This window comes from Roseomonas fluvialis (genome assembly GCF_022846615.1).
In the GTDB taxonomy this organism is placed as follows: Bacteria; Pseudomonadota; Alphaproteobacteria; order Acetobacterales; family Acetobacteraceae; genus Neoroseomonas; species Neoroseomonas fluvialis.
This window is the reverse complement of record NZ_AP025637.1, coordinates 4,364,951-4,381,872: the sequence shown is the minus strand read 5'-3', so window position 1 is coordinate 4,381,872 and position 16,922 is coordinate 4,364,951. Positions and strand designations below refer to the sequence as shown.

Genomic DNA, 16,922 nt, shown 5'->3' with positions numbered 1-16,922 from the left:
CCATGGCGCTGCATCGCGGGCGCGGCTTCGCCGCGATCAACTACCCGATCGGCATGAACCTCGGCGGCGATCCGAGCCAGGCGCTGATCCATTCCAACCCGGACGGCAAATTCACCGTGGCGCTCTCCGCCATCGACCTCGGCCAGGGTATGAAGTCGGTCACGCGGCAGATTGCCGCCGAAACCCTCGGCGTGCCGGTCGAGGATGTCTATGTCGACACCGCCGACAGCGACACCGGTCCGCACGACATGGGCAGCTTCGCCAGCCGCGGCACGCATCGCATGGGCAATGCGGTCATCATGGCGGCACGCGAGGCGCGATCGGTCATGCTGGAGGCCGCAGCGGAAGAACTGGAAGTCGACGCGGCGGACCTGGTCACCGACGGGCGCGGCAACATCCATGTGCGCGGCGCGCCGGGGCGCTCCATCACCACCATGGCGGCGTCGCAGGCCGCGCAGTTCAAGCAGGGCCGCACGATCGCCGGGCGCGGCATCTTCCTGATCCCGCTGAGTGACGTCGATCCCGACACCGGCGAGATGACCCCAGTCAGCACCTTCGCCCACGCCGCCATGCTGGTGGAGGTGGAGGTGGATGACGAGACCGGCGAGGTCACCGTCACCGATATGAAATCCGCCTATGAGGTCGGTCGCGCACTCAACCCGCGCCTGGTGGAACAGCAGCTTCGCGGCGGTGCCTGGATGGGCATGAGCCACGCCGCCTGGGAGACGACCGAACCCTACTACCCGCTGCGCGATCACGGCCCGGTGGACTTCAACACTTACCTCATGCCAGGCCCCGGCGACCTCGCGCCGCACCACATCAGCATCCTGGAACGCCCGGCCGAGGACGGCCCCTATGGCGGCAAGGGACCGGGCGAGATGTGCGCGAACCCCGTCCTGCCGGCGGTGGTGAACGCCATCTACGACGCCGTCGGCGTGCGCATCGACGAACTGCCCGCCACGCCCGAGAAGGTGCTGCGCGGCCTGAAGGCCCAGGGCGGCGCGCGGCCGAAGAAGCGGCTCTGACGCATGCCGGTCAGGCGCTCCATCGCCGGCATCGACAGCCCGGAGGCGCTCGCCGAGGCGATGCGTGCCGCGCAGTACATCGCCGATGAGGGACTCTCCACCGCGGCCTATCTCGCGCTCGCACTCGGCAAGCCGCTGCTGCTGGAAGGCGCGCCGGGCGTGGGCAAGACCGAGGCCGCGAAGGCGCTCTCCGCGGTGCTGGGGCGCGAGATGGTGCGCCTGCAGGCCTATGAGGGCCTCGATGCCTCCGCGGCGATGTACGAGTGGAACTTCCCGCGCCAGATGCTCGCCATCCGCCAGGCGGGCGATGCCTACGTCAACCTCTACGGCGACGACTTCCTGATCGCGCGGCCGATGTTGCTCGCGCTGCAGCGCCCGCGCGAAAGGCTTCTGCTGATCGACGAGATCGACCGCTCCGACCATGAGTTCGAAGCGTTCCTGCTGGAATTCCTGTCCGACTTCAGCCTGTCGATCCCCGAACGCGGCACCATACGTGCATCCGAGCCGCCCGTCGTGGTGCTGACGTCCAACCGCACGCGTGAATTGCACGAAGCGCTGCGACGGCGCTGCGTCTATCACTGGATCGGCTACCCGGACCCACAGCTCGAAGCGCAGATCGTGATGATGCGCGCCTCCTCCGTCGCGCGCGACACGGCGCATCGGGTCGTCGCCGCGGTGGGGAAGCTACGCGCGGAGCCGCTGGCGAAGCCGCCCGGCGTGGCCGAGACGGTGGAATGGGCGGAGGCCGCCACGCTGCTCAACGCACAAGGCGCGCCCTGGCCCACCGCCTTCGCGCGCGCCATCGGCGTCGCGCTGAAGGACCAGGACGACCTGGCCTTCGTTGCGCCGCGGCTCGATCGCATCCTGCAGGGGGCGGCATGACGCCGCGCGCGCTCGATCCCTTCCTCGCCTTCCCACGCGCGCTGCGGGCAGAGGGCTTCCGGGCAGCCCCGGCGCAGACCGAGGACTTCCTTGCCGCGGTCGGGTTGCTCGGCCCGCGATCCATCCAGGACGTCCGCCGCGCGGCGCATGCCGTGTTCGGCCCAGGCCCCGAGCGGCGGCAGGACTTCGACGACATCTTCGACATGATCTTCCTCGGCCGCGCCGTCCTCGCCCCTGGCGAGGCAACCAGCGAGGAAGCACCGCAGGCCTTCGATGCCGGCGAGATGGAGGAGTTGCTGCCGCCGGAGGAAGAAGATCCCTCCGGCAGCGACGCGACCCAGCGTGAGCGCCTGTTCGCCCGCGCCTTCGCGCCGGCCGACGACGCCGCGCTGCTCGCCGCCTTCGCCCGCGCGCTGCCGCGCACGCTGCCGCGCCGGCGGTCACGACGCTTCGAGGCGACGGGCGGTGGCCTCGCCGACCCACGCCGCGCCTTTCGCGACATGGCGCGGCGCGATGGCGAGATCCTGGTCCTGCCGACCCGCCGGCGCCGGTCGCGCCAGCGCCGCGTGCTGGTGCTGCTCGACATTTCGGGCAGCATGAAGGGCGGTACGGCGGCCGCGCTCGGCATCGCGCATGCCATGGTCCGGACTGCCGAGCGCGCCGAGGCCTTCACCCTCGGCACGCGGCTGACGCGCGTGACGCGCGCGCTGCGCCGGCGCGACCGCGACCAGGCGCTCGCACTCGCCTCCGGCCTGGTGGCGGACTGGGATGGTGGCACGCGGCTGGGCGAGGCGCTGTCGGTGTTCCTCGCCGTCCCGCGCTTTGCATCCTTCGCGCGCGGCGCGCTGGTGATCGTGGTGTCGGACGGCCTCGAACGCGGCGGGCCGGAGGCGCTGGTGGACGCCATGAGGCGCCTGCGCGCGCTCGCCTGGCGGATCGTCTGGCTCAGCCCGCTCGCCTCCGATGCGTCCTATCGCCCCGAGACTGGGGCGATGCGCGCCATCCTGCCGCTGATCGACCACCTCGACGCCGGCCACGACCTCGCGGCCATGGCCGCGTCGCTGGTTGGTGATCACGCGCTGCGCCGCGCCGGGGCCTTCCGATGAGGGTGATCGACAGCCACTTCCACATCTGGCGCCAAGCCGACCTGCCCTGGCTGTCGGGGCCGGTGCAGCCACGCATCTTCGGTCCCTACGAGCCGATCCGCCGCGACTATCCGATGGCCGAATATCTGGCCGACCTGGCGGGTTCGGGTGTCGAGAAGTCGGTCTACGTACAGGCCAACTGGCCGGTGGATCGCGCCGTCGAGGAGGCCGCCTGGATCGAGACGGTCGCGCTGGAGACCGGCTGGCCACATGGCCTTGTCGCCTATGCCGACATGACGGTCTCGGATGCGCGCCCCGCGATCGATCGCCTGACCCGCTTTCCGCGCCTGCGCGGCATCCGCCAGCAACTCCATTGGCATGCGAACGAGCAATACCGCTTTGCCTCGCGCCCGGATCTCTGCGCCGATCCCGCGCTGCGGCGCAACGTGGCGCGGCTGGCCGATTACGGCCTGGTCTTCGACCTGCAGGTCTTCGCCGGGCAAATGGCGGGCGCGGCGGACCTTGCAGCATCCTGCCCGCGGGTGACCTTCGTGCTGCAGCATGCCGGCATGCTGGAGGACCTCTCGCCCGCCGGCCGCGACGCCTGGCGCACGGGCATGGCGCGACTGGCCGCGCAGCCCAACGTGGTGACGAAGCTCTCCGGCTTCGGGACCTTCATCCATCGCAACGACGCCGACCACATCGGCTGGCTCATCGGCGAGACGGTCGCACTGTTCGGCGCCAATCGCTGCCTCTGGGGTTCCAACTTCCCGATCGAGAGGCTCTGGACCGGCTACGGCGCGCTGCTCGACGCGCATCGTCGCGGCGCTGGTGGCCTCAGCGCCGCCGATCAGGAAGCGATCTTCTTCAACACGGCACGCCGGGTCTACCGGCTGTAGGGAGCGACGTCATGGCCCTGGAGATCAAGCTGCTCGACTATGGCGATATCGAGCTGGAATCGAGCTTCCTCGTGCTCGCGCGCGACTGCGGCCGGGTACGCCGCGTGCCGGTCTACGGCTTCCTGATCCTGGGTGGGCGCTATCCGGTGGTGGTCGACACCGGCTACCGCGACAACGCCATCATGGAGACGCTGGGCATGCGCGGCCTGCAATTCCACGAGAACATGATCGAACGCCAACTCGCCCGCCACAACGTGAAGGTCGGCGATGTGCGCTACGTCCTGCACACCCACCTGCACATCGACCATGCCGGCAAGGACGACCACTTCCCGATGAACACAACGGTGGTGATCAACCGCCGGGAGATGGAGCACTCGGTCTCGGGCCTGATGCACCCGCAATACCCCAAGCCCGATATCCAGCACCTGGTCGAACGCCTGCACACCCGCCACGCACTGCGCTTCGAGGACCTCGAGATCACCGGCCCGATCGAGATCATGCCGGGCGTCGTGCTGGACGCCGCGAACGCACATACCGAAGGCTCGATGAACGTGCATGTCGAGACCGCCGAGGGCCGCGCCACGCTCTGCGGCGACGTGATCTACGACTTCAACGACCAGATCGTCGAACCGCTGTACCAGGTGAACGCGCACGAACCCCAGGTCACGGGCAACCACGCCGGATCGAAGCGCGGGGAGAAGGCGGCGATCAAGAAGCTGCTTGCCACGTCGAAGTTCCTGCTGCCGGTGCACGACAAGCCCGCCAAGATCGAAGGCGGGCAGGTGGTCGGGCGGCTCGACATGCAGGTGCCGGGGCCCATCACCCAGACCGTGCCGCGCCGCGACTGGTTCCCGGCCTGAGAGCGCCGGCGCCATGGCCCATACAGCCCTCGACCCCGCCTTCCGCCGCCTGGTGGACGAGCACGCGCCGGTGCACCAGGCCGGCAGCGGCTTCACCTTCACAGAGGGGCCGATCTGGCACCCAACGGACCACTACCTGTTATTCTCCGACATGCCGGCCGATGTGCGCCGTCGCCTCGACCGCGCCGGCGTGCGCGAGGTGGCGCGCCCGTCCAACAAGGCCAACGGCCTCACCTATGACGCCGACCTCAACCTGATCGCCTGCGAGCACGCGACCTCCTCCCTGGTGCGCATCCGCCCGGACGGCACGCGCGAGGTGCTCGCCTCGCACTACCAGGGCCGCGAATTGAATTCGCCCAATGATGTCTGCGTCGCCGCGGACGGCGCGATCTACTTCACCGATCCGTGGTATGGGCGCATGCCGCATTACGGCGTGGAGCGGCCGCGCCAGCTCGGCTGGCAGGGCGTGTTCCGCATCCGCCCACATGCGCGGCCGGGCGAGGAGCCGCAACTGGTCGTCGAGCGCTACACGCACAGCCAGCCCAACGGCCTGTGCTTCTCGCCCGACGAACGCCTGATGTACGTGAACGACACCGAGCAGGCGAATATCCGCGTCTATCAGGTCGCCGCCGATGGTGCGCTGACCAACGGGCGCATCTTCGCCTCCGGCATTCGCGACGCGCTGCTGCCGGGCCTGCCGGATGGCATGAAGTGCGATGCCGAGGGGAATGTCTGGTGCACCGGGCCTGGCGGCGTCTGGGTGTTTGCGCCGGATGGGCGGCTGCTCGGCAAGGTGTCGATCCCGGAGCCGCCGGCGAACCTGCACTGGGGTGGTGCGGATTGGCGTACCCTGTACGTCTGCGCCAGCACCTCGGTCTACGCGGTACCGGTCAAGGTCGGCCCGCGCAACGAGCCCTTCATGCGCGCACCGCCGGCCGCGCGCAACGCACCGGCCAACGAGGGCGATCCGCTGCGCCTCGACGCGTCGCGCTGCGCGTTGATCATCCAGGACATGCAGAACGACGTGGTGATGGATGGCGGCGCCTTTGCTCCCTCCGGCAGCCCGGACCATTGCCGGCAGCAGAACGCCATCCCGAACATCGCGCGGCTGGCGGCGCGCTGCCGCGCGCTCGGCGTGCCGGTCATCCATGTCTGGTTCCTCCGCCGCGCCGATGCGCGCGACATGACGCTGAACGCCCCGCTGTTCGAAGGCTGCGTGGATGCCAACGCGATGATCGAGGGCACGTGGGGCGCTGAGCCGGTGCCGGGGCTCGAAGCCCAGCCCGGCGACCACGTGGTCCGCAAGGCACGCATGAGCGCCTGGGAAGGCACGTCGCTCGAACGCATCCTGAAGGCCGAGGGGCGGTCCATCATCATCGAGACCGGCGCCTGGACGAACATGAGCATCGAACACACCGCGCGCACCGGTGCCGACAAGGGCTACGTCATGGTGATCCCGGAGGATGGCTGTTCGACCATGAACGCCGACTGGCACCGTGCGTCGATCGACTACGCCATGCGCAACGTGGCCCTGGTCACCACCACGGATGAGGTGATCGCCGCCCTCGGCTAATCGGCGGCGCGCCGCACTTCGCTTGCTCAGCCGAACGCGCGGGCCAGACCCGTGCTGGCCTGTCATCGAAGCTTCACTGGCCCGATCTCATGATTCGATTATCGTCGAAACATGGAATCCGCTGCCGCCGCCTTCGCCTTCGCCGCCCTCGGCCAGGAAACGCGCCTCGACCTGCTGCGCATCCTGCTTGCCGCCGGGCCCAGCGGGCTTGCAGCGGGTGACGTCGCCTCGCGGCTCGGCGTGCCGCCCTCGACGCTGTCCTTCCACCTGCGTGCGCTCGACCAGGCTGGCCTGATCGCTGCCACCCGGCAGGGGCGCAGCCTGATCTACGCCGCGCAGGTCGACCGCCTGCGCGCGCTGCTCGCCTTCCTGGCCGATGCCTGCTGCGACGGCGACCCGTCGCGCTGCGGTGACCTTCACCGCCTGTTCCAACCCTCCAGGGAGTTCGCCCGGATGACACCGGCACCCTTCAACGTGCTGTTTCTCTGCACGCGCAATTCGGCCCGTTCGATCATGGGCGAGGCCATTCTCAACGACATCGGGCGCGGCCGCTTCCGGGCCTTCTCGGCCGGGTCCGACCCAATGCCGACAGGCCCGCTGCCCGAGGTGCTGGGCCAGCTGCGGGGGCTCGGTCACGACGTCTCCGCGCTGCAATCCAAGTCCTGGGACGTGTTCACCGGCCCCGATGCGCCGCGCATGGATTTCGTCATCGCCCTGTGCGACACGCTGAACCTGCAGGCCTGCCCCGATTTCGAAGGCACCCACGTCACCGCCGCCTGGCCGCTGCCAGATCCCGCGAAGTTCACCGGCGGTGCCACCGAGCGCGCGAGCCTGCTGAACGAGCTCTACGCGGCCCTGCACCGCCGCCTGTCCATCTTCACCAGCCTGCCCTTCGGCACCCTCGACCGTATGGCGCTGAAGGCGCGGCTCGACGAACTGGCGCAGCCGCTCGCCGCGGGCGCGCGGGCATGAGGGTCGGCATCAACGGCATGGGGCGCATCGGGCGGCTCGCGCTGCGCGCCGCGATGGGCGCGGCGGAACGGCAGGCGGAGGACCCGCGTGCTGGCAACCGTCTCGACATCGTGCACCTCAACGAGACCAAGGGCGGCACCACCGCGACCGCGCATCTGCTGGAATTCGACAGCGTGCAGGGCCGCTGGCGCGCACCGATCCGCGCCGTGGACAAGGACACGATCGAGATCGGTGATGCCCGCCTCGGCTTCTCCGAACATGCGACACCGGGTGACATCGCGTGGGGCGACCTCGGCGTCGACCTTGTGCTGGAATGCACGGGTAAGTTCCTGTCGCCCGAGACCCTGCAAGGGCATCTCGACCGCGGCGCGAAGCGGGTGATCGTCGCAGCCCCGGTGAAATTCGACAGCGTGCTGAACGTGGTCGTGGGCGTAAACCACGACCTCTACGATCCCGCGCGGCATCCGATCGTCACCGCGGCATCCTGCACCACCAACTGCCTCGCCCCGGTGGTGAAGGTGGTGCACGAGGCGATCGGAATCCGCCACGGCCAGATCACCACCATCCACGACCCCACCAATACCAACGTCGTCGTGGATGCGCCCCACAAGGACCTGCGCCGCGCGCGCAGCGCCATGCTTTCGCTGCAGCCCACCACTACTGGTAGCGCCACCGCCATCGCGCTGATCTACCCCGAACTGAAGGGCAAGCTGAACGGCCATGCGGTGCGCGCGCCGGTGCTGAACGCCTCGCTCACCGATTGCGTCTTCGAGATGCGGCGCGAGACGACCGCGCAGGAGGTCAACGCGCTGTTCCAAGCCGCCGCCGCCGCCGGCCCGCTCGCAGGCATCCTTGGCTACGAGGAACGCCCGCTGGTCAGCGCCGACTACGCGCGCGACACCCGCAGCAGCATCGTGGATGCGCCCTCCACCCTGGTCACCGACGGCACGCTGCTGAAGGTCTATGCCTGGTACGATAACGAGATGGGCTATGCCTGCCGCATGGTCGATCTCGCCTGCCACATGCAGGCTATCGGGATCTGACGGCATGAGCAGCACCACCGCCACCGCATCCCGCGGCACGCGCGACTATGTCATCGTCACGCTTGCCTATTGGGGCTTCACGCTGACCGATGGCGCGCTGCGGATGCTGGTGCTGCTGCATTTCTTCAGCCTCGGCTACAGCCCCTTCACGCTGGCGCTGCTGTTCCTGCTGTATGAGGCCGCCGGGATCGGGGCGAACCTGGTCGGCGGCTGGCTCGCCACGCGCCACGGCATCACGCGCATGCTCGCGGTCGGGCTGACCACGCAGATCGTCGGGTTCGTACTGCTCTCGGCCATGTCGCCGGACTGGGCGGCCGCCGCCTCGGTCGCCTGGGTGCTCGTGGCGCAGGGTGTCTGCGGCGTGGCGAAGGACCTGACCAAGACCGCGTCGAAATCCGCCATCAAGCTGACCGCCGGCGCCGCGTCGGGACGCCTGTTCCGCTGGGTCGCGTTCTTCACCGGCAGCAAGAACGCGATGAAGGGCTTCGGCTTCTTCCTCGGCGGCCTGCTGCTGGAGGCGTTGGGCTTCCGCGGCGCTCTCTGGGCCATGGCCGCGGCTCTCGGCGCGATCCTGGCCGGAGTGGTGCTCTCCCTGCCGCCGCTGATGGGCCGGGCGAAGGCATCGCGATCAGCCCGGGAACTGTTCGCCAAGTCGCGCGGCGTGAACCTGCTCGCCGCAGCGCGGGTGTTCCTGTTCGGCGCGCGCGATGTGTGGTTCGTCGTGGCGCTGCCGGTCTTCCTGTATGCGAATGGCTGGACCTTCACGATGGTGGGCGGCTTCCTCGCACTCTGGACGATCGGCTACGGCATCGTGCAGGCCGTTGCGCCATCGCTGGTGCAGCGCAGCCCGGACGGGCTCTCGGCGGAGGTGCCGGCGGGGCGCCTGTGGTCGGCGCTGCTGGCGCTGGTTCCCGCCGCGCTCGCCGCCGTGTTGCTGGCCGAACCGGCGCGGCCTGACCTTGTGGTCGTCGCGGGCCTCGGGCTGTTCGGCATCCTGTTCGCGGTCACTTCCTCGATCCATTCCTACCTGATCCTGGCCTATGCGGGGTCGGAGAAGGCGGCGGAGGATGTCGGGTTCTACTACGCCGCCAATGCGACAGGGCGGTTCGCCGGCATCCTCGCATCCGGTTTCGTCTTCGGCCTGGGCGGGCTGTCCGCCTGCCTTGCCGCGTCAGCCGCGATGCTTGCGGCGTGCTGGGCGCTGACGCTCGCGCTGCCCGAATACGGGCGGGGTGCGGAGGGGCCATAGCCATCGCTCTGCCGTTGCACACGATCCGGCGCAACGGCCTTGCGGTCGGTCAGGCTTGCAATTGTCCTGGTGCCCAAACACGCGCTGTCGCCGGCCGCATCAATCGTCGCGCTGCGCCATGATCCAGGCCGCGGCGGCCAACAGCAGCGCCTCGTCGCCCGGGCGTGCCAGGAGTTGCGCTCCGACCGGCAGGCCAGAGGCGCCCGCCATCAGCGGCAGGGAGATCGCCGGCACACCGAGCATCGTCCAAAGCGCGCAGAAGGCGAAGTCGCCGGTGGCGGTGCCGACCGGCGCCTCGCCTGCCGCGGAGGCCGCAAGCAGCACGTCATGCGAGCCGAACATCTCGTCGATGCGCGCCTGCGCCGCCGCGGCCAGGGCGCGCGCGGTGCGATACTGGTCATGCGTGCAGGCCAGCCCATGGCTGATGCGTCCCTCGCGCAGCGTCGTGCTGATCCTCTCCCAGTGGTTCTCGATCTCGTAGGCGAAGTTCCGCACGAATTCGAAGCTCGAGACCCAGCGATGCTCGTCGGTCAGCCGCGCAAAGTCCGCCGGAACCGCGCAATCGGCCACCGCGGCCCCGGCCTCGTCCAGCCGCCGCGCCAGCCGTAGCAGCCCATCCTGCGTGCCGGGATCCATCCGCTCGGCCAGGAAATCCGCGCAGAGGCCGATGCGCGGCGCGAAGGTCCGGCGCGACGGTGCCTCGGCCCGCGGAATGCCGCGCAGTACATCGAGATACAGCGCGATTTCGTCAACCGAGCGCGCGAACAGGCCGATGCGATCGAGCGATCCCGCCGCTGCCCGAACGCCCGAGACGCTCACCGCCCCCTGGGTTGGCACGAAGCCGATGACGCCGCAGAAGGATGCCGGGCGGATCGTGGAGGACGTGGTCTGCGTGCCGAGCGCGAGCGGCACCATCATGGCCGCGACCGCCGCCGCCGACCCCGATGACGACCCCCCCGGCGTGCGCTGCGCGTCATGGGGGTTGCGCGTGCGGCCTGGATGCACGTTGGCGAATTCGGTGGTGACCGTCTTGCCCAGCGCGATGCCGCCGCCCTTGCGCGACAGGGCGACGCAGGCCGCATCCGCACCAGGCCGATGGCCGGCATGGATCGGCGATCCATAGCCGGTCGGCATGTCGGCGGTGTCGATGATGTCCTTCACGCCGAAGCATGCGCCGGCGATCGGCAGGTGCCGCGCCGTATCGCGCGCGTCGATCGCATCGGCCGCGCGCCGCGCGCCGTCCGCGTCGAGCCACTCGAAGGCCATGACCTCCGTCTCGCGCCGCGCCACCTGTTCGAGGCAGGCCTCGACCACCGCGCGCGCCGTGGTCTCGCCCTGCGCGATGCGCCGTGCGGTCTCGGACGCCGAGATCTCGTTCAGCCGCGCGTCTGCCATCAGATCATCCTTCCTGGGCGGCTGGGACGCCGGCCGTCGTTGTCAATCCGGTCGCGCGCCCGAGGCACGGACCACTGGCGCCCACTTGATGCTCTCGGCTTCGATGAAGGCAGCGCAATCCTCGGGTGTCGAGGGTGTGGCCTCGATGCCGCGCTGTCCGAGCGCGGCCACCAGTTCCGGGTCGCGCAGCGCCGTGGTGGCCGCGCCATGGAGCGCGCGCAGCACGGGCGCGGGCAGGCCGCGCGGCGCCATCATCGCGCTCCAGTCGGCCATGTCGAAGCCGGGCAGGTTGGCACTCTCGGCCAGCGTCGGCACCTCCGGCAGCAAGGCGCTGCGATCCTTCGTGGACACCGCCAGGATGCGCAGCCGCCCCGCATCGGCCTGCGGCTTCGCCCCGGAGGATGGCGCGAAGGCAAAGTCGATCCGTCCGCCGATCAGATCGGTGATCAGCGGCGCGCCGCCGCGATAGGGCACGTGGATGTTGCGCAGCGCGGCCATCATGTTGAGCTGCTCGCCCGCCAGGTGCCCCGCGCCGCCCGATCCGGAGGAACCGAAGGTGAGCGGCGTGCCGCGCGCGGCCGTGACCAGTTCCGCCGCGCTGCGCCAGGGCCGCTCCGCCGGGATCGCCATCACGTTCAGGATCATGCCCACGCGCGTGACGGGCATCAGGTCGGTGCGCGGGTTGAAGGTCAGGTTCCCATAGAGCACCGGGTTGATCGCCAGCCCGCCGATCGTGCCCATCAGGATGGTATGGCCATCCGCCGGCGACCGCACGACATGCTCCGAGGCAATGTTGCCATGCGCGCCGGCGCGGTTCTCGACCACGACGGGCTGGCCGAGCAGCGCCTGCATCTTCGGCGCCATCAGCCGCGCCGCGACATCGGTGGTGCCGCCCGGCGGGAAGCCGACGATGAAGCGGATGGTGCGGCTGGGGAAGGCATCCTGCGCGCGCACCGCAGGTGCTGCGAGCAGCGCCGGCAGCCCGGCCAGCAGCGTGCGGCGGAAGGTCATCGGTCCGTCTCCCCTGTCATGCGTTGTCGGTCAGCAGCGTGTCGCGCACCCAGCCGGCAATGGCGCAGGCCTCGGCATCGCGCTCGGCGAAGCCTGCGACCTGGAGGCCAAGCGGCAGGTCGTCCGCGACCAGCAACGGCAATGCGAAGGCGGGCGCGCCTACCAGCGTCCAGGGCAAGGCGTAGTTACGCGACCCTGTGAAGCCATGGTCGGCGATGGCCGGGCCGCTCGAGCACAGCATCACGAAGCCGTTGGCGCGCCCGGCGAAACCCGCGACACGGTCGCGCAGTCGCTGCCGGTCGGCCAGTGCGCGCGCATAGGCGGCGCGATCGACGCGCGCGGCGCGTGCCAGCAGGTCGTGGATGCGCGCACCGACCATGTCCTCGCCCTGCGCGCGATAGGCGGCGAGCGGCCAGCGCGCCTCCCAGGCCAGCAGGTCGTTTGCGAAGTCGCCGATGCCCGATAGCTCGACCTCCAGCGCCGCGACCTCGGCGTCGCTGTCAGCGTCCAGGATACGCACGCCCGCCGCGCCCAGCCTTGCGACCGCGTTCTCGAAGGCATCGCGCGATGCCGGTGGCGTCTCGGCCCAGCCAAGCGTGTCGAGGCGCACCAGCGTGGCCGGGCGCCGTGGCGAGGGCGCCGTCTGCGGTCCTGCCATGCCGGGATGCGGCGGCGTGCCGCCGACGATGCGCGAGATCGCCATGCCTGCCGCCCAGACATCCTCGAGGCTCGCGCCGATCAGCCCCAGATGGTCGAGCGTCGCGGCGAGCGGCGCGAGGCCGCCCACATGCAGCGCGCCATGCGTGGGCTTCAGCGCATAGGCGCCGCAATATCCGGCCGGGCGGATGGTCGAACCATGCGTCTGCGTGCCGAAGCCCAGCGCCGCCATGCCCGCGCCGACGGCTGCGGAGGACCCGCTCGATGACCCGCCCGGTGTGCGCGCCGTGTCGTAGGGGTTGCGCGTCGGGCCCGAATTGCCGCAGGCGAATTCGGTGGTCACGGTCTTGCCCAGCACCACCGCGCCGGCCTCGCGCAGCGCGAAGACGCAGGCGGCATCCACGCGCGCATCCCAGCCTTCGAAGATCGGGCTGTTCATCTGCGTCGGCAGGCCGGCCGTGGCGATCATGTCCTTCACCACGATCGGCATGCCATCCACCGGCGACAGCGGCTGGCCGGCACGCCAGCGCGCGGTCGCGGCATCGCTCGCATGCCGCGCGGCGGCAAGGTCGTGGCACACGAAAGCGCGGATCGCTGGTTCATCCGCATCGATGCGCGCAATGGCTTGTTCCAGCAGGTCGCGCGGCGTGGTGCGGCCGGCGGCGATGTCGTTCGCGCGCGGCACGAAGGGCAGCAGCAGCGGGTGGCGCGGGTCATAGGCACGCCGGCGTTGCGGCGCTGTGGGGTCGAGCGGAACGACGGGCAGCATGGTTGGTGCGTGGCTCCGGTCGGTATCGCCGGACGTCCGGCGCGACGCCATGCGACAATCACGCCGGTGCCGTGTCAACGAAGCCAAGGCGGCAATTCCGCGCCCATGGCCTGGGTTTGCCCATGCGCGCGGCACTGCCGCCCATCGGTGCGGCACTGACGAGGCTGCCGAACCGCACGCACCCTGCATGCCCGGCGATCCATAAGGTGGCTTCGGTCCGCGGTCATGCGCCCCTTGCGCCGCGTGCGCCGTACGCACGGCACGCGCCTTGCTGCCCTCCGGGTCGCACCGAGAAGGCCGTCACCATGCCCGTGATCCCGCGACATCGCCTGATGCTGCTCAGCCTCGCCGCCGCACTCGCGCTGCTGCCGGGCCCTGGCGGGGCGCAGCCCGCACCGGCGCTGCGCATGGCGGTGGAGGCCGAGATCACCTCGACCGATCCGCATTTCCACAACCTGGCGCCGAACAAGGCGGTGACAGCGCATGTCTTCGATGCGCTCATCCTGCAGGATGCGCAGCAGCGCCTGGTGCCGGGCCTGGCGGTATCGTGGCGCGCCATCGATGACGTGACCTGGGAATTCAAGCTGCGCGAGGGCGTCACCTGGCACGACGGTTCGCCCTTCACCGCCGAGGATGTCGCCTTCACCATCGCCCGCGCGCCAACGGTGCCCAACAGCCCGTCCTCCTTCGGGCTGTACATCCGCCAGATCGCGGAGACCACGGTGGTGGATGCGCATACCATCCGCTTCCGCACGCGCTCGGTCTTCCCGCTGATGCCGGTCTATTTGTCGACCTTCGGCATCGTGTCGCGCCGCCACGGCGAGGGTGCGACCACCGCGGATTACAACAGCGGCCGCGCCATGATCGGCACCGGGCCGTTCCGCTTCGTCTCCTGGACGCAAGGCGACCGCATCGTGTTCGAACGAAACCCCGCCTACTGGGGCGGCGCCTCGCCCTGGGGCAGCGTGACCACGCGCTTCATGCGTAGCCCGGCCTCGCGCGTCGCGGCGCTGCTGTCCGGCGATGTCGATATCATCGACGCGCTGCCCACCGGCGATATCGGCCGTGTCGAGAACGACCCGCGCACGCAGGTGAGCCGCGCGCTGTCCAACCGCAACATGTATGTCTTCGTCGATCACCTGGATCGCGCCTCGCCGCATGTGACTGACCGCCAGGGCCGTCCGCTGCCGCAGAATCCCTTCCGCGACCTGCGCGTGCGCCAGGCGGTCAATCACGCGATCAACCGCGATGCCATCGTCAGCCGCGTGATGGACGGCGCTGCGGAAGCCACCGGGCAGCTCATGCCGCGCGACTGGTTCGGATGGACGGCCACGCTGCCGCCGCCGGCCTACGACCCCGCCCGCGCGCGCGCCCTGCTGGCCGAGGCCGGCTTCCCGAACGGCTTCAACCTGACCATCCACTGCTCGAACAACCGCTACGTGAACGACGACCGCATCTGCCAGGCGCTGGGGCAGATGCTCACACGCGCCGGCATCCAGACCACCGTGCAGGCGCTGCCCTTCGCCACCTGGATCGCGGCGGCCAGCCGGCAGGATTACAGCATGATCTTCGGCGGCTGGGGCATCGATACGGCGGAAGCCTCCTCGCCGCTCGGCTCGCTGCTCGCGACTTTCGACCGCGCCACTGGGCAGGGTGCGTCGAACCGCTCGCGCTATTCGAACCGCGACGTGGACCGGCTGGTGGCCGAGGGGCTCGCGACGCTCGACGACGAACGCCGCCGCCAGATCTTCATCCGCGCGACCGAGATCGCCGTGCGCGATGTCGGCCTGGTGCCGATGCATCATCAGGTCAATCTCTGGGGCCTTCGCCGCGGGTTGCAGCATGCGGCGCGCGCCGATGAATGGACGCTTGCGACGAGCGTGCGGCCCGGCCAGTGACGTGCGCGGTGCCGTAGCCCGCCGCATCGCGCCGTGGTGGCATGTCTCTTGCTGCACCGGAGCCACGATGGCGTCCCGCGGGGCGCCGCTGACCCCGGGCTGGAGCCGCCGCGCATGAGCACCGCCGTCACCACCGAACCGCTTGTCGCCGGCCTGTTCCACGTTGCGGTCAAGACCAACAACATCGAGGCGACGGTCGCCTTCTACACGCGCATCCTCGGCCTGCGGAACGGCTTCCGGCCGGATTTCGGCTATCCCGGAGCCTGGCTGTACGTGCCCATCGCGGGCGGGCCGGCCATCCTGCACATCTATGCCGGCGGGCCTGCCCTCGGCGCCGAGGGGCGTGCGCCGGCTGGCACCGCGGCGATCGACCATGTCTCGCTGGCCTGCCGCGGCTACCGCGGCTTCGTTGAGCGCTTCCGCGCCGCCGGGCTCGACTGGCGCGAATTCCTCGTGCCCGGCACCACGCTCTGGCAGTTGTTCGTCTACGACCCGTCGGGCGTGCAGTGCGAACTCACCTTCGAGGGTGCGGGCGAGGACGGCCCGCCGCCCGACATGTCGCCCGGCCGCGCCTATGTGGCCGGCGCGACCTTCTTCGATCCCGCGACTTACCCCAGGCTTGGCTGAAGGAGGCCCCATGATCCAGCGCCGCCCGCTGCTGCTCGGTACGCTCGCCGCGCCCTTCGTGATCAACGAGGCCCGCGCGGCCGACACCGTGAAGGTCGCGATCTTCGAAGCAGCGTCCACGCTGCCCTATTTCGTGGCACTGGCGCGCGGCTTCTTCACCGAGGCCGGCATCGCGCCACAAGGCTTCGCGCTGGCGAACCACCCGCTGATCGTGCAGGCGCTGGTCGCCGGCGATGCCGAGGCTTGCACCAACCTCGTCACCCTCGAGGGGGCGAATATCAACGTCCGCCGCCCCAACACGGTGTTGTATTTCGGCCTGAACGGCCAGAATGCGCGCCACCAGATGGAGCAATTCGTGGTGCGCGCGAACAGCACCGCGACGCGCCTCGCCGATCTGCGCGGCGCACGCATCCTCTCTGCCCCCGGGCCGGCCAACATGGCGGCCGCGCGCGGCGTACTCGCGGCCGTCGGCCTGCAGGACGGGCGCGACTACACGCTGGTGGAACAGCCGATGGGCATGCATATCGGCGCCATGCAGTCCGGCCAATTCGACGCCGCCTACACGCTCGAACCGGTCGCCACCATCGGCGAACGCGCGGGGGCGATGAAGCGGCTCGAAGCGGGGGTGATCGCAACCTACCTGCTCGGCCGGCCTGACGCGCAGGCCTATGCCGGCGGTCCTGGCTTCTCCGGGCGCTTCCTCGACAGCCGCCGCGATGTCGCGAACCGCTTCGCCCAGGCCTGGGCCCGCGCGATTGAGGCCATCCGTACCGACCCCACGACACGTCAGGTGCTGACCAGCAACCTCAACACGCCCGCGGACCTGGCCGCCGTGATGCCGCTGCAGGCGTTCACGATGATCCGCGACTTCACCCCGCAGGATCGCGCCGACCTGCAGAAATTCGTCGATATCGGCGTGCAGATGGGCGTGGTGCGCAGCGCCATCGATGTCGGCACCTTCATCCGCCCGCTCTGAA

General features: G+C 70.1%; 15 protein-coding genes. 12 read left to right on the top strand and 3 right to left on the bottom strand.

Annotated elements, in window-relative coordinates; genetic code table 11:
* Positions 1-2: 2 nt before the first annotated feature.
* The 9 genes from MWM08_RS21040 (at position 3) to arsJ (ending at position 9,588) form a co-directional block, all read left to right on the top strand.
* Positions 3-1,025: a xanthine dehydrogenase family protein molybdopterin-binding subunit gene (locus MWM08_RS21040; protein ID WP_244408467.1), complete on the top strand. Its 1,023-nt coding sequence runs from the start codon at positions 3-5 to the stop codon at positions 1,023-1,025.
* Positions 1,026-1,028: 3 nt separating this feature from the next.
* Complete coding sequence (locus MWM08_RS21035; RefSeq protein ID WP_244408466.1) at positions 1,029-1,907, top strand: AAA family ATPase; 879 nt, start codon at positions 1,029-1,031, stop codon at positions 1,905-1,907.
* Positions 1,904-3,013, top strand: a complete 1,110-nt coding sequence (locus tag MWM08_RS21030; RefSeq protein WP_244408465.1) for a VWA domain-containing protein — start codon at positions 1,904-1,906, stop codon at positions 3,011-3,013. Before MWM08_RS21035 ends, MWM08_RS21030 begins: the two co-directional genes overlap by 4 nt.
* Positions 3,010-3,891, top strand: a complete 882-nt coding sequence (locus MWM08_RS21025) for an amidohydrolase family protein (protein ID WP_244408464.1) — start codon at positions 3,010-3,012, stop codon at positions 3,889-3,891. Before MWM08_RS21030 ends, MWM08_RS21025 begins: the two co-directional genes overlap by 4 nt.
* A gap of 11 nt (positions 3,892-3,902) precedes the next feature.
* Positions 3,903-4,751 (top strand): N-acyl homoserine lactonase family protein, encoded by an 849-nt coding sequence (locus tag MWM08_RS21020; RefSeq protein ID WP_244408463.1) that lies wholly within the window; start codon positions 3,903-3,905, stop codon positions 4,749-4,751.
* A 13-nt stretch (positions 4,752-4,764) separates the two neighbouring features.
* Complete coding sequence (locus MWM08_RS21015; protein WP_244408462.1) at positions 4,765-6,324, top strand: isochorismatase family protein; 1,560 nt, start codon at positions 4,765-4,767, stop codon at positions 6,322-6,324.
* 111 nt (positions 6,325-6,435) lie between these two features.
* Positions 6,436-7,296 (top strand): metalloregulator ArsR/SmtB family transcription factor, encoded by an 861-nt coding sequence (locus tag MWM08_RS21010; RefSeq protein ID WP_244408461.1) that lies wholly within the window; start codon positions 6,436-6,438, stop codon positions 7,294-7,296.
* Entirely contained in the window at positions 7,293-8,339 is a 1,047-nt protein-coding gene (locus MWM08_RS21005; RefSeq protein ID WP_244408460.1) for an ArsJ-associated glyceraldehyde-3-phosphate dehydrogenase, read from the top strand. The genes MWM08_RS21010 and MWM08_RS21005 overlap by 4 nt, the downstream gene beginning before the upstream one ends.
* Before the next feature lie 4 nt (positions 8,340-8,343).
* Positions 8,344-9,588: an organoarsenical effux MFS transporter ArsJ gene (gene arsJ / locus MWM08_RS21000; RefSeq protein ID WP_244408459.1), complete on the top strand. Its 1,245-nt coding sequence runs from the start codon at positions 8,344-8,346 to the stop codon at positions 9,586-9,588.
* A 99-nt stretch (positions 9,589-9,687) separates the two neighbouring features.
* Here the strand turns inward: arsJ and MWM08_RS20995 are convergent, their stop codons facing one another.
* The 3 genes from MWM08_RS20995 to MWM08_RS20985 are packed head-to-tail and all read right to left on the bottom strand — an operon-like array spanning position 9,688 to position 13,420.
* Complete coding sequence (locus MWM08_RS20995) at positions 9,688-10,983, bottom strand: amidase (RefSeq protein WP_244408458.1); 1,296 nt, start codon at positions 10,981-10,983, stop codon at positions 9,688-9,690.
* A 42-nt stretch (positions 10,984-11,025) separates the two neighbouring features.
* Entirely contained in the window at positions 11,026-11,994 is a 969-nt protein-coding gene (locus tag MWM08_RS20990; protein ID WP_244408457.1) for a Bug family tripartite tricarboxylate transporter substrate binding protein, read from the bottom strand.
* A 16-nt stretch (positions 11,995-12,010) separates the two neighbouring features.
* Positions 12,011-13,420, bottom strand: coding sequence for an amidase (locus tag MWM08_RS20985; RefSeq protein WP_244408456.1), 1,410 nt, complete (start codon positions 13,418-13,420; stop codon positions 12,011-12,013).
* A 305-nt stretch (positions 13,421-13,725) separates the two neighbouring features.
* On the opposite strand from MWM08_RS20985, the gene MWM08_RS20980 reads away from it, so the two are divergent.
* From MWM08_RS20980 to MWM08_RS20970, 3 genes are all read left to right on the top strand, one after another.
* On the top strand, positions 13,726-15,318 hold the full coding sequence (locus tag MWM08_RS20980) for an ABC transporter substrate-binding protein (protein WP_244408455.1): 1,593 nt from the start codon (positions 13,726-13,728) through the stop codon (positions 15,316-15,318).
* A gap of 114 nt (positions 15,319-15,432) precedes the next feature.
* Positions 15,433-15,945 carry a VOC family protein gene (locus MWM08_RS20975; protein WP_244408454.1) on the top strand — a complete coding sequence of 171 codons (513 nt, stop codon included), beginning with the start codon at positions 15,433-15,435 and terminating at the stop codon, positions 15,943-15,945.
* A gap of 10 nt (positions 15,946-15,955) precedes the next feature.
* Positions 15,956-16,921, top strand: coding sequence for an ABC transporter substrate-binding protein (locus MWM08_RS20970; protein ID WP_244408453.1), 966 nt, complete (start codon positions 15,956-15,958; stop codon positions 16,919-16,921).
* Position 16,922: the final 1 nt, after the last annotated feature.

Excerpts from the sequence above, each read along its gene's own strand:
- MWM08_RS21040 (WP_244408467.1), top strand. The coding sequence starts at position 3 with ATGGCGCTGCATCGCGGGCGCGGCTTCGCCGCGATCAACTACCCGATC.
- MWM08_RS21035 (WP_244408466.1), top strand. The coding sequence starts at position 1,029 with ATGCCGGTCAGGCGCTCCATCGCCGGCATCGACAGCCCGGAGGCGCTC.
- MWM08_RS21030 (WP_244408465.1), top strand. The coding sequence starts at position 1,904 with ATGACGCCGCGCGCGCTCGATCCCTTCCTCGCCTTCCCACGCGCGCTG.
- MWM08_RS21025 (WP_244408464.1), top strand. The coding sequence starts at position 3,010 with ATGAGGGTGATCGACAGCCACTTCCACATCTGGCGCCAAGCCGACCTG.
- MWM08_RS21020 (WP_244408463.1), top strand. The coding sequence starts at position 3,903 with ATGGCCCTGGAGATCAAGCTGCTCGACTATGGCGATATCGAGCTGGAA.
- MWM08_RS21015 (WP_244408462.1), top strand. The coding sequence starts at position 4,765 with ATGGCCCATACAGCCCTCGACCCCGCCTTCCGCCGCCTGGTGGACGAG.
- MWM08_RS21010 (WP_244408461.1), top strand. The coding sequence starts at position 6,436 with ATGGAATCCGCTGCCGCCGCCTTCGCCTTCGCCGCCCTCGGCCAGGAA.
- MWM08_RS21005 (WP_244408460.1), top strand. The coding sequence starts at position 7,293 with ATGAGGGTCGGCATCAACGGCATGGGGCGCATCGGGCGGCTCGCGCTG.
- arsJ (WP_244408459.1), top strand. The coding sequence starts at position 8,344 with ATGAGCAGCACCACCGCCACCGCATCCCGCGGCACGCGCGACTATGTC.
- MWM08_RS20995 (WP_244408458.1), bottom strand. The coding sequence starts at position 10,983 with ATGGCAGACGCGCGGCTGAACGAGATCTCGGCGTCCGAGACCGCACGG.
- MWM08_RS20990 (WP_244408457.1), bottom strand. The coding sequence starts at position 11,994 with ATGACCTTCCGCCGCACGCTGCTGGCCGGGCTGCCGGCGCTGCTCGCA.
- MWM08_RS20985 (WP_244408456.1), bottom strand. The coding sequence starts at position 13,420 with ATGCTGCCCGTCGTTCCGCTCGACCCCACAGCGCCGCAACGCCGGCGT.
- MWM08_RS20980 (WP_244408455.1), top strand. The coding sequence starts at position 13,726 with ATGCCCGTGATCCCGCGACATCGCCTGATGCTGCTCAGCCTCGCCGCC.
- MWM08_RS20975 (WP_244408454.1), top strand. The coding sequence starts at position 15,433 with ATGAGCACCGCCGTCACCACCGAACCGCTTGTCGCCGGCCTGTTCCAC.
- MWM08_RS20970 (WP_244408453.1), top strand. The coding sequence starts at position 15,956 with ATGATCCAGCGCCGCCCGCTGCTGCTCGGTACGCTCGCCGCGCCCTTC.